Genomic DNA, 11,297 nt, shown 5'->3' on the forward strand with positions numbered 1-11,297 from the left:
CGGCGAGATCGGCCTACTGCGATCCGCCCTCGCGCTCGAAGTCGAGGCTCAGCGAGTTGATGCAATAACGCAGACGTGTCGGCTGCGGACCATCGGGGAACACATGGCCCAGGTGGCCGCCGCAGCGGCGACACAGCACCTCGACGCGCCGCATCCCGTGGCTGGAGTCGACCCGCTCCTCGATGGCCGAGCGGTCGACCGCGTCGAAGAAGCTCGGCCAGCCGCAGCCCGAGTCGAACTTCGTCGTCGCGTCGAACAGCAGCGCCTTGCAGCCGGCGCAGCGGTACTGACCCGGCGCCTTCTCGTCCCAGTACGCGCCCGTGAACGCGCGCTCGGTCCCCGCCTGCCGCAGCACCCTGTACTGCTCCGGGCTCAGCGTCGCGCGCCACTCCGCGTCGGTCTTCTCTACCTCTCGTTCGGACATGCCCGGACCATAGCGCGTCCGCGCCCTCGGGGCCGCCTGCCGCGACCTCGACGCGGGTCCCCCGGGGGCCGTCGGCCCCCCGCCGATTGTGCGTTGCAAGCCCTCTGGCCGGCCTCTACCGTGGCTTCCCAGGAGGCGACCGAGTGTCACGATCCCTACCACGATACCTGGCCGCGCTGGCCCTGTTCGCGCCGGCGATCGGCTGCGGCGGCGGAGGCGGAGGCGGTAACGACGATGCCACCGCGACCGTCGGCGCCACGGAGAACCCCGGGCCGACCCAGGGTTCTGCCGGGACCGACGGCGGCGATCCGACCGAGGGCGGCACCGACACCAGCGACGATCCGACCGGCGGCAGCCAGCCAGTCTCGTGCGACGAGGGCCCGCAGCCCGGGCCGATGCCGCGGCTCGTGCGGCTCACCCACTCGCAGTACGACCTCACCGTCGCCGACCTCCTGAAGTTGAACCTCGACCCGCGGCCCTCGGCCGAGTTCCTGGCCGACCCTGCGGTCGCCGGCTTCGACAACAACGCCCAGCAGATGGTCGTCAAGGACCGCCTCGGCCGCGACTATCGCCGCGCCGCCGAGCGCCTCGCCGGCGAGGCCACCAAGCCCGACGCCCTCGCCGTCCTGCTCCCGTGCCAGCCCGAGGGCGACGGCTCGCAGTGCGCCGCGCAGTTCGTCGCCGAGTTCGGCCGCCGCGCCTTCCGTCGCCCGCTCACCCCGACCGAGCAGACCACCTACAGCGGCCTGTTCAGCCAGGGCGCCGGCCTCTACCCCGAGGGCACCCCGTTCGAGCAGGGCATCCGCTTCATCGTCGAGGCCATGCTGCAGTCGGGTCACTTCCTCTACCGCGTCGAGCTGAGCGACAGCGTCGACAGCGGCAAGGTCATCCCGCTCGCCGGCTACGAGCTCGCCTCGCGCCTGTCCTACTTGCTGTGGGGCAGCATGCCCGACGACACCTTGCTCGCCGCCGCCGAGGCCGGCGAGCTCGACACCGCCGAGGGCGTCGAGGCGCAGGCGCGGCGCCTGCTCGACAGCCCCAAGGCCGAGGCGCCGGTCGCCGACTTCCACCGCCAGTGGCTCGAGCTCGACAAGGTCGACAACCTCCAGAAGAACACCGACCTCTACCCCGAGTTCAACAAGGCCCTCGCCCACGCCATGCGCGAGGAGACCCAGCGGTTCGTGCGTCACGTCGTGTTCGAGCTCGAGGGCGACTACGCCGCCCTGCTCACCGCCCCGGTCACCTTCGTCAACGCCGAGCTCGCCGCGCTCTACGGCCTGCAGGGCCAGTTCGGCGCCGAGTTCACCGAGGCCGCCCTCGACCCGCAGAAGCGCGCCGGCATCCTCACCCAGCCGAGCTTCCTCGCCACCCACGCCTACCAGAGCATGTCGTCGCCGATCTTCCGCGGCGCCTTCGTGCAGAAGCAGATCCTCTGCACCCCGCCGCCGCCCCCGCCCGGCGGCATCGATCCCAACCTGCCCCCGCTCGGCGACGACATCGTCACCACCCGCGATCAGGTCGAGGCTCACACCCAGCAGGACCCGTACTGCGCCGGCTGCCACAAGGGCATCATCAACCCGCCCGGCTTCGCCTTCGAGCACTACGACGCGCTCGGCAAGTGGCGCGACCTCGACAACGGCGCCCCGGTCGACGCCAGCGGCGAGGCCGTCTCGGGCGCCTGGCTGCTCTCGTTCACCGACGCGGTCGACATGGTGGGCCAGATCGGCGAGTCCGCCAACGGCACCCGCTGCTACCTCACCAACTGGTTCCGCTACGGCTACGGCCGCGACGTCGCCCCCATCGATCGCTGCACGATCGACGCCCTCGACGCCGAGCTCGCGGCCTCGGGCTACAACATCAAGGAGCTGCTGGTGTCCCTCACCCTGACCCGAACCTTCCGCTTCCGCGCGGTGGAGGAGTGATGACCATGAGACGGCGCAACTTCCTGCGAGGCGCGTGCGGAGTCGCGGTCGCGCTGCCCATCCTCGAGTCGCTCGGCTGGCGGCGCTTCGTCAAGACCGCCCGGGCGGCCGAGCCCGGCGGCAAGCGGCTGGTCGTGTTCTTCATGTGCAACGGCGTCAACATGGAGACCTTCTTCCCCGCCACGCCCGGCCCGCTGACGGCCGCCTCGCTGATGGGCACCAGCATCGAGGCGCTGGCCGACTACGCCGGCAAGCTGCTGATCCCTCGCGGCATGCACATGGTGCCCAAGGGTTGGGGCCAGGACGCCGACACCCCCGGGGACGACCACGCCAAGGGCATGGGCCACAAGCTCACCGCCGAGGCCCTCGACCCGGGCACCCTCTACGCCCGCGGGATCTCCGTCGACCAGCGCGCCGCCCAGGAGCTCAACAAGGACGGCAGCCCGTCGATGACGCTCTCGGTCGGCTGGCGTCACACCAACTGGCTCGGCCACATCTCCTACGCCGGCAACAACACCCCGGTCACGCCCGAGGGCAACCCGTGGCTGACCTACCAGGACCTCATGGGCCTGGGCGGCCTCGACGAGGCGGTCAAGATGCAGATCGCCACGCGCCGGCAGAGCGTGCTCGACCTCGTCGAGGAGGAGTTCAAGGCGCTCAAGGCCAAGAACCTCAGCCAGGCCGACGCTCAGAAGCTCGAGATGCACGCCGACTCGATCCGCGACCTCGAGATCGACATGGTCGGCAACGGCCTCATCGAGTGCGCCCTCGACCCGGCGCGGGCCGCCGAGATCGAGGCCATCGACCCCGACTCGGTGCTCGAGGACTGGCAGTTCAAGGCCATCGGCCTGATGCAGCTCGACATCCTCGCCATGGCGATCGCCTGCGGGGCCACCAGCGTCGGCAGCATCCAGTGGGCCTCGGGCTCCGGCGGCCCGATCTACAAGTGGGACGGCATGAACCACGAGTTCAACCACCACAAGCTGTCGCACGGCAACACCAAGGACGACAACTCGGGCGAGGAGGTCGCCGGCTACCTCGAGATGCTGACCCAGATCGATCGCTGGCACGCCGAGCAGTACCGCCACCTTCTCGACCGTCTGTCCTCGTACAGCGAGGGCGACGGCACCGTGCTCGACAACAGCGCGGTCGCCTGGTTCAACGAGCTGTCCGACGGCAAGGCCCACTCGTACCTCGACCTGCCCGTCATCATCGCCGGCGGCGCCGGCGGCTACCTCAAGCAGGGTCACTACATCGACCTCATCGGCGGCCAGGACCCGTGGGTCCAGACCCACCCGCACAACCGCCTGCTCATCACCCTGCTCAACGCCGTCGGCTGCACCGAAAACGGCGGCCCGGTCACCCAGTTCGGCCGCGCCGGCCTCGAACAGGGCGAGTACGCCGAATTGCTGGCCTGAGAGACAGGTCCGCCGCTCCCCCGCTCGAGGACCCGCGCGCTCCGGCCCGCGGGTCCTCGCGCGTTCACGTCAGCGGCCTTCGCATCTTCACGCACGCTCTCGTTGGCACGACGGCCATCGTCGAGCATGCTCCCCGCGGAGACCTCCCCGATGCCCACGACCTACCACGGCAGCTGTCACTGCGGCGCCATCCGCTTCGAGGCCGACATCGACCTGTCCACCGGCATTCGCAAGTGCAACTGCAGCTTCTGCTGGAAGCTCGGCTACCGCAAGGCGCTGGTGCCCTACCCCGCAGTGCGCATCACCGCCGGCCAGGACGCCATGAAGGACTACCAGCCGACCCCGCTGCACTGGCCGCCCGGCGACATCAACCACTACCACTGCGGCCGCTGCGGCGCGCACGTGTTCTCGCGCGGCTACCTCGAGAAGGAGATGGGCGGTGACTTCTGGGCCGTCAACGTCGCCTGCCTCGACGACGCCACCGAAGAGGCGCTGGCCGCCGCGCCCGTCATCTACGAGGACGGCAAACGCGACCGCCAGGACCGCCCGCCGGCGATCACCGCGTACCTCTGACCCTCCGCGTCACAACCTCTGCACCTACGCGCTACCTCGCGCCAATGCATCGAGCACGGTCAGCGGCGCCTCGTCGGCGATCACCCGCGCAAGCGCTGCCACCAGCTCGCCCTGCGGATGTCCCTCGCCTCGCGCCCGCGCCACGTTCGCAGTCAGGTCCCACCCGGGCGAGCGGACCCCGGCCCTCAGCGCCGCGAGCAGCTGCGGCAGCGCGTCCGGGCACAGCTCGGGCGCGTGCGCGAACGCGTAGAAGCACAGCTCGCAGCGCAGCGCCAAATCGGGCTCCGAAACCTCCATCGCGCGCGCAAGCAGCTCGCGTCCTTCCGCCGCGCGCCCCTCGGCGAACAACAGCCGCGCGAAGTTCCCGAGCAAGTTGCCGTCGTCCGGCTCGACTGCCAGCGCCCGGCCATACAGCGCCTCCGCCCCGACCGCGTCGGCGAACGCGCTGACGCGAAAGTTCGCGTAGTTGCCCAGGTGATGCGCGTCTTCCGGCGCCAGCGCGATCGTCTCGCGATAACACGCGTCGGCGCGCGCCCGATCGCCGCGGATCAGCGCGAGGAAGTTGGCGAAGTTGCCACGATGGTCGGCGTCCTCGCCGTCGGCCGCCAGCGCCCGTTCATAATAGGTCTCGGCCAGATCGTGCTCGCCGCACACGTCGCTGAGGAACGCCGCGAAGTTGCCGAGCATGTCCGCGTGCTCGGGCACCTCCGCCAGAAACTTCTCATAGAAGCCGCGCGCCAGCGGATTGCCGGCCCGGTGCAGCGCCGTCGCGAAGCTCGCGTGGACCGGCGCATCGGCCGGCAACGTCTCCACCAGCAGCGCGAACACAGGATCGCCGGCGCCCGGCCCCGCGTGCTCGCGCAACCAGCCCAGCGTCGCCGCCAGCGACTCGCCGCTCGGCTCGACCACCTTCGCCACCCGCACCAGCGACACCACCCGCGGCCACGCCTCTTCGGCGATCGCCGCCTCGATCGCGCGGAGGATCGATCGCACCTCGAACCCTGCGTCGATCGACATCAGGCGCGCCAGCTCGACGTGCGCCGCGACGATCGGCCCGCGCTCGCTCGCTCGCTCGTCCAGGGCCACGCGCGGGTGCTGCGGGATCTCCAGCGACAGCTCGATCCCCGCCGCGCGCGCCGCCGCCTCGCGCACCGCTCTCAGCTCGTCCTCGCCGACCGGCAGGGGGCTGCCCACCACCCGCGTCGCCAGCCCCGCGTCCTCGCAGCGGCGCAGCAGCTCGGCCGTGCCGGCCACGTGCTGGCGATCGAGCGCCGTGAACAGCACCACGCGATCGGCCAGCGCCCGCACCACCCGCTCGGCCGCCCGCGAGGAACCTGCCGCCGCGTCGATCAGCACGACGTCGGCGATGTCGGCCGCCGCGATCGCCCGGCGCAGCTCGTCCCACGCCGCGCCTCGTCCCGCGGCCGCCCACCCGTCCAGCCGATCCCAGTAGCCCGCATCGAGCCGCCCCGCCGGCAGCACCCGCAACCCCTCACCGATCGCCACGCACCGCTCGACGAGCGCCTGTTCGTCGCCCCGCTCGACCGCCCACTCGACGACCCCTTCGCTGTCCGTCGCGCCCATCCGCGTCAGCCCCGGCGACTCGAGGTCGAGGTCCACCAGCAACACCCGCAGCCCGCGCGCCGCCAGCACCCGCCCGGCGCCCCACACGGCCAGCGTGCGCCCCACCCCGCCATGAGCCGACCAGCACGCGATGAACGACGGCGTCTGCATGCCCGAGTCTTACCGCGCGAGACCCCGCCCGCGCCCCCACTCCCGCGTGCGATTCCCCCGGTCGCCCACCCCGCCGATATGTCTTCAAAGCCAGGTCCATCGCAACCCAGCACTGGCCATCGCCGCAACGACTCCACGACATGCCCTCGGGGGCATGCTCATAAAGACATCCGCAGTCCTCGCTTATTCCGCATTCGCCCCCAGAGGCTTCAAGGACATGTCCTTCCGGACATCCTGAAACAGCCTCGCCTCTGCGGACCTGCTATCCAAGACATGACCTCCAGGACATGTCCTTTCGAACCGCTCGACCCGAGCCCTCGCCTCCCTACTCAAGCGTCCCCAGTCGCGCCGTCACATCGCTTCACGAGCCCCAGCAACGCCCCATTCACCCCTGCGCGCGTGCCCCCGCCACCCGCGCCGCCACGCGAGCGCGGCGATCCTCGCGAGCCCACCGCGCCAGCGCCCCCAGCAGCCCCAGCGCCGCGAGTGGCCACAGCGGCGCCAGCGGATCGCGCCGCGCCTGGCGTTCTGCCCACGTCGCCGGCCGCTCCCACGCGAACCGCCGCGTCTCCGCCGACTCTGGCGCCAGCCCGTGCCGCCCGCGCACCTCAGGGTCCAGCTGCGCGAACGGCTCCTCCGCACACGTCACCTGCGCCAGCACCCGCACCTGCTGTCGCGCCGCGAAGTGCTCGCGCGGATCGCTGCCGGGCGGCGGCAGCGGAGCCCGCAGATTCTCGAGCAGCACCTCGCGCGGCGGCTCGCCCCCGTGCTCGAGCGCCCAGCGGCGGCACAGGTAGCGCGCGTGCCACGGCGCCAGCCGCTCGCGCTGCCCGAGCACGTTGTCGCCGATCTTCCGCCAGCGGTCGTGCCACCAATACGGCCGCGGCGCGTCATCCTCGCGCTGCGGCTCCGCGCCGAAGCGATGCCGTTTCCCCGCCGCGTCGACCACCGTCGCCCGCAGCAGGTTCTGCTCGCGCGGCGGGTTGGGGGCGAACATCGCCCACACCTGGCTCGTGAAGCTCAGCTCGATCCACGGCCCCACCAGCGCCCGCGCCTGCGCGCGCCACGGCACGCTCGGCCAGGCAGGCAGCTGCCACACCAGCAGGGCAGCCACGTGGTACGCGACCAGCCCGCCCGCGGCGAGGCGTCCTGCCGGCCCGTGGGCCCACGGCTCGCGCAGCTCGATCACCGCGCCTCGATCGCGCCGCGCGATCCGCCAGCCGACGATCGTCAGACCTGTCCCTGCGGCCAGCCACGCCGCGTGCCATGCCCGAGGCCCAACCCCGCCGATCACCGCGATCGCCCCGCCGGCCAGCACCAGCCCGCCTGCCCCCGCGATCGCCCACCCCGGCAGCGCCGCCGCGTCGCGGTGCAGGTGCGGCAGCGACGGATCCTCGCAAGCTGTCTCTTCGCGCAGGTTCTCGGGGACAGGCACGCCGCGCCGCGCCAGCCCGCGCAGCGCTCGCTGCAGCGTCGCCACCGCCCACGGACCTGCCCCACAGACCAGGTAGACGCTCATCGTCGCCGGCGCGAACGCCCCCACCGCCAGCAGCGCGTGGTTGCCGAGGTGGAACAGCAGCCCGAACCCGAGCCACCACTTCGGCGCCAGCGGTCCCGCGGCCAGCCGCCGCGCCGCCGCCCCGGCCCGTGGCCCCGCGATCGCCACCGCCGCGCACACCGCGGCCAGCACCGCCAGTGTCGCCGCACGCTCGGCCGTCCCCGGTATGCCTGGCTTTTCGACCAGGTCCTCCGGGACAGCCGCAGCGATCGCCGCCGCCGCCGCCAGCCCGCCCCAGCACAGCCGGGCCGCCGCCGCCGCGGGCCCGCGCAGCGCCGGCGTCCCCGAGCGCGCGAGCGCCCGCGCGGCCAGCCCGACCAGCACCAGCGGGAACAGCCGCTCCCACCACATCACGCCCCAGCCGGCCAGGCGCAGCGGCCACGGCCCCATCGCCGCGATCGCGGCCGACATGTCCCAGCGGACATACGTGTCGCGCAGCAGCACGAACTGCAGCACGTCCCCCGTCTGCCACGACGTGCCCGCCTTGACCCAGCCGTTGGCCGCGTAGCAAAGCGCCAACTGGCCGGCCATCAGCGCCTGCGGCCAGGCCGGGATCCGGCGATAGATCGCCGCCAGCCCGTGCGGCGCCGCGGCCGACGGGGCCGCGCCCGCACCCGCACCTGGCCCCGAGGGCATGCTCAAAAGGCCATGTCGTCGCAATGCCCGGCAGCGGCGCCAGTTGTCGACGCTGTAGGCCGCCCCGCAGCGCGACCACATCAGCAGGAACAGGAACGCGCAGAACACCTGCTCTCCGCCCCAGTGGGCCTCGCCGCGGCGCAGCAGCCCGGCGTAGAGCAACCACGAGGCGATCGCGCTGAGCCGCGTGCGAAACCCCAGGGTAAGCGCCAGCGCGGCCGCGAAGAGCAGGCCGAGGTGTACGCCGACCACACCCGGACTGTCGGCGAAGTAGAGCGGCGACCACCGACCGCTGCTCACGAAGTCGAGGACCGCGGTCGCATCGAGCGGGCCCGCGGGCTCGCGCACCCCGTCGCCGAAGCCGATCAGCGCCCCGCGGCCCATCCGCTCCGGAACTGCGGCCCGCGGCAAGAGCCCCTCGTCGGAGAACAGATACGAGGCGAGCGGCGCGACTTCGAGCAAGTTGACGAGTAGACAGCAACCGAACGCGATCCGCAGCAGCGCCAGCGGCCGCGGGTCGACCGCGCGCAGCAGCACCCGGCGCAGCCCCTCGCGGTATAGAGCGACGAGGCCGACCAGGCTCGCAGCCGTCAGGGCGAGCGCCACCGCGAGTCCCGGAGACACCGGTCCATTGTACCCGACGCCGCGCGGACCCGGTCCCGCGCTGGCAGATTTTCTGGTCGCCTGCGCCCTCGATCTGCTAAGGTCCGGGCATGTCTTCGCTTATCGACTGCCCCGAATGCGCCTGTCTGTTCCGAGCCTCCGACGCGACCTGCCCGTTCTGCGGTCACGTTCAGCGCCACTCGCTCGGCTCGACGTGGGCCGCCGTCGCCTTCACCGCCAGTCTGGGAGTGATGGGCGCCGCTTGCCAGGTCGACCGCGACATCGGCGACGAGACGTCGGCCACCGCCGCCGACACCGTCGACACCGCCGATACGGTCGACACCTCGATGGTCTCCGAATCGACCAACCCGGGCGGTGACACCGTCGACCCGACGATCACCACCACCTCCAGCGACGGCGCCACCTATGCCGGCCCCGACGAGGAGTGGGACACGTGGGGGGACACCACCACCACGACCACCGATACGTCGACCACGACGAACACCACGCCGGGCACGACGACGACCACCACGACCAACAGCACCAACGACTCGTCCGACGCCAGCACCTACGCCGGCCCCGACGAGGAGTGGACCACGTCCGACTGGACGACCTCCGACGACTCGTCCGACGCCAGCACCTACGCCGGCGCCGACTCGTGGGAGCCCAACGGCCAGGGCCGCTGAGCCCCGGACCGCTCGCCCGCAACCCGGCCGCGTGCCCGCACGGACCAGCCCGTGCGGACATGCGGTTTTCTCGTCACCGCGGCCGCTCCGGTCCGCGCACGCCCGTCCGGGCGTCATGCGGGCGAATGGTGGCACACGCCCATGACCGCTGCCGGACCCTCGTCTCCGACGTCATGACCTCGGGGACATGTCCCCGAGGTCATCCGACGACTCGGCCGCCGAGAGCCGCGCGGCCGGCCGGTGCGATTCACCGCACCCCGCCCCGCGCCTGATTCACCGACGCTCGCCCCTCACAGCGTGACCGTGCGCCCGGCCCCGTAGGGCTCCTCGAGCCGCGACACCCGCGGCTCCTCGATCGCCACCGGCCCGTGCTTCTCGCGCAGCTCCGGGTCGACGTGCTCGCGGATCACCCGGAACAGGCCGTTGTCGAACGACTTGCCGCCGGCGCCACGGACCTGCTCGATGCGCTCGCGCAGCCCCGCGCGCTCCATCATCACCGCGCGGTGGTGGCAAAACGGGTTGTTGCCCGGGCGGCCGAGCAGCGGCTCGGCGGCCGCGGTGCAGCCGGCCATGCACGTCTCGGCGTAGTAGCACTCGCGGCAATAGCCCCACAGGTCGTCGATCGTGCGCGAGCGGATGTAGCCGAGCTGATACGACTCTTCCCACACCTTCTTGATCCCGTGGACCCGCCAGTTGCCGCCGATGTTGGTGCCGCCGCCGAGGCTCGGGCAGTTCTTGATCGCCCCGTCGCTCTCGATGCCCATCACCGACACCCCGGCCGTGCAGCCGCGCCAGTGCTTGCGCTGCGACTGCCGCAGGCGCCGCTCGAGCGGCCCGAAGTAGCCGAGGTTGTTGCCGGGCCACAGCCGGACCTTGCGGGCCTCGCAGCGGTCGAGCACCTGGTCGAGCGTCTCGAAGATGTCGATGAACATGTGCGGCTGCAGCAAGATCTCCGGGTGATCGGCCGCATTGCCGTGCGGCACCGTGATCTGCAGCTGCCACGAATGGATGCCCTCGTCGGCCAGCAGCTCGAACAGCGGCAGCAGCTCGTGGCGGGTCAGCGCGTTGATCTGGGTGTTGCTGGCGATCTTGCCGCCCGCGTCGCGGATCCGCCGCATCGCCGCGAACGCCCGCTTCCAGCTGCCCTGCACCCCGCGCAGGCGATCGTGAGTGGCCTCGAGGCCGTCGATCGAGAAGGTCACGCTGCCGATCCCGGCCTCGATCATCGCCGCCGCCCGCTCCTCGGTCAGGTTGAGGCCGCCGGTCGTCATCGTGCAGGCCATCCCGGCCTCGCGGATCGCCCGGATGATGAGGATGAAGTCGTTGCGCAGGTAGGCCTCGCCGCCGATCAGCACCACCTCGCCGCACCCGAGGTCCGCCAGCTCGCGCACGACCTTCAGGCACTCCTCCGTCGACAGCTCGTCGGGCCGCTTGTGGCCCGCCCGCGGCCCGCAATGCGCACAGTGCTGATCGCACGCCAGGGTCAGCTCCCACACCGCCCAGCGCGGCGCCTTGGCCTCGCGGCGGTCCTTGATGCTCAGCCAGCGATTGGCTGGTGTGGGCAACGAGGCGACCACGGGCAAACGACGGCGCACATCACTTAAGCTCATGGCGACAGCCTAACACGCGGGCTGCACCGATGCTCGCGCGGGCGCGAGCGGGCCTCGAAGCGCGGGGACGATGCCTCACGACGCCAATGACCCGGTCGCCGGGGCACCGCGACACCGCTGCCCCGGTCGCCGC

8 protein-coding genes are annotated in these 11,297 nt (G+C 71.9%); 4 read left to right on the top strand and 4 right to left on the bottom strand.

Going from position 1 to position 11,297, the window contains the following annotated elements:
• Positions 1 to 13: 13 nt before the first annotated feature.
• On the bottom strand, positions 14 to 424 hold the full coding sequence (gene msrB / locus OV090_RS30505; protein ID WP_267708165.1) for a peptide-methionine (R)-S-oxide reductase MsrB: 411 nt from the start codon (positions 422 to 424) through the stop codon (positions 14 to 16).
• 143 nt (positions 425 to 567) lie between these two features.
• Here msrB and OV090_RS30510 point away from each other — a divergent pair, with 143 nt between their 5' ends.
• The 3 genes from OV090_RS30510 to OV090_RS30520 all read left to right on the top strand — a co-directional run bounded on the left by OV090_RS30510 (position 568) and on the right by OV090_RS30520 (position 4,337).
• Positions 568 to 2,346 (top strand): DUF1592 domain-containing protein, encoded by a 1,779-nt coding sequence (locus OV090_RS30510; protein ID WP_267708166.1) that lies wholly within the window; start codon positions 568 to 570, stop codon positions 2,344 to 2,346.
• A gap of 5 nt (positions 2,347 to 2,351) precedes the next feature.
• Positions 2,352 to 3,764: a DUF1552 domain-containing protein gene (locus OV090_RS30515; protein WP_267708167.1), complete on the top strand. Its 1,413-nt coding sequence runs from the start codon at positions 2,352 to 2,354 to the stop codon at positions 3,762 to 3,764.
• Between the two features lie 150 nt (positions 3,765 to 3,914).
• Positions 3,915 to 4,337, top strand: coding sequence for a GFA family protein (locus tag OV090_RS30520; RefSeq protein ID WP_267708168.1), 423 nt, complete (start codon positions 3,915 to 3,917; stop codon positions 4,335 to 4,337).
• A 24-nt stretch (positions 4,338 to 4,361) separates the two neighbouring features.
• On the opposite strand, the gene OV090_RS30525 is transcribed toward OV090_RS30520, so the two are convergent.
• Both OV090_RS30525 and OV090_RS30530 read right to left on the bottom strand, forming a co-directional pair.
• The gene (locus tag OV090_RS30525) at positions 4,362 to 6,071 is read right to left on the bottom strand and encodes a tetratricopeptide repeat protein (protein WP_267708169.1); all 1,710 of its coding nucleotides are present in this window, start codon (positions 6,069 to 6,071) and stop codon (positions 4,362 to 4,364) included.
• Positions 6,072 to 6,456: 385 nt separating this feature from the next.
• Positions 6,457 to 8,889, bottom strand: coding sequence for a hypothetical protein (locus tag OV090_RS30530; protein WP_267708170.1), 2,433 nt, complete (start codon positions 8,887 to 8,889; stop codon positions 6,457 to 6,459).
• Between the two features lie 89 nt (positions 8,890 to 8,978).
• Here OV090_RS30530 and OV090_RS30535 point away from each other — a divergent pair, with 89 nt between their 5' ends.
• Positions 8,979 to 9,554, top strand: a complete 576-nt coding sequence (locus OV090_RS30535) for a hypothetical protein (protein ID WP_267708171.1) — start codon at positions 8,979 to 8,981, stop codon at positions 9,552 to 9,554.
• A 290-nt stretch (positions 9,555 to 9,844) separates the two neighbouring features.
• Here OV090_RS30535 and OV090_RS30540 read toward each other — a convergent pair whose 3' ends face one another.
• The gene (locus tag OV090_RS30540) at positions 9,845 to 11,164 is read right to left on the bottom strand and encodes a radical SAM protein (RefSeq protein ID WP_267708172.1); all 1,320 of its coding nucleotides are present in this window, start codon (positions 11,162 to 11,164) and stop codon (positions 9,845 to 9,847) included.
• Positions 11,165 to 11,297: the final 133 nt, after the last annotated feature.

It is taken from the genome of Nannocystis sp. RBIL2, assembly GCF_026626745.1.
Lineage (GTDB): Bacteria > Myxococcota_A > Polyangia > Nannocystales > Nannocystaceae > Nannocystis.

Bases quoted from the DNA above. Each gene is read 5' to 3' on its own strand.
- msrB (WP_267708165.1), bottom strand. From the start codon at position 424: ATGTCCGAACGAGAGGTAGAGAAGACCGACGCGGAGTGGCGCGCGACG.
- OV090_RS30520 (WP_267708168.1), top strand. From the start codon at position 3,915: ATGCCCACGACCTACCACGGCAGCTGTCACTGCGGCGCCATCCGCTTC.
- OV090_RS30515 (WP_267708167.1), top strand. From the start codon at position 2,352: ATGAGACGGCGCAACTTCCTGCGAGGCGCGTGCGGAGTCGCGGTCGCG.
- OV090_RS30535 (WP_267708171.1), top strand. From the start codon at position 8,979: ATGTCTTCGCTTATCGACTGCCCCGAATGCGCCTGTCTGTTCCGAGCC.
- OV090_RS30540 (WP_267708172.1), bottom strand. From the start codon at position 11,164: ATGAGCTTAAGTGATGTGCGCCGTCGTTTGCCCGTGGTCGCCTCGTTG.
- OV090_RS30525 (WP_267708169.1), bottom strand. From the start codon at position 6,071: ATGCAGACGCCGTCGTTCATCGCGTGCTGGTCGGCTCATGGCGGGGTG.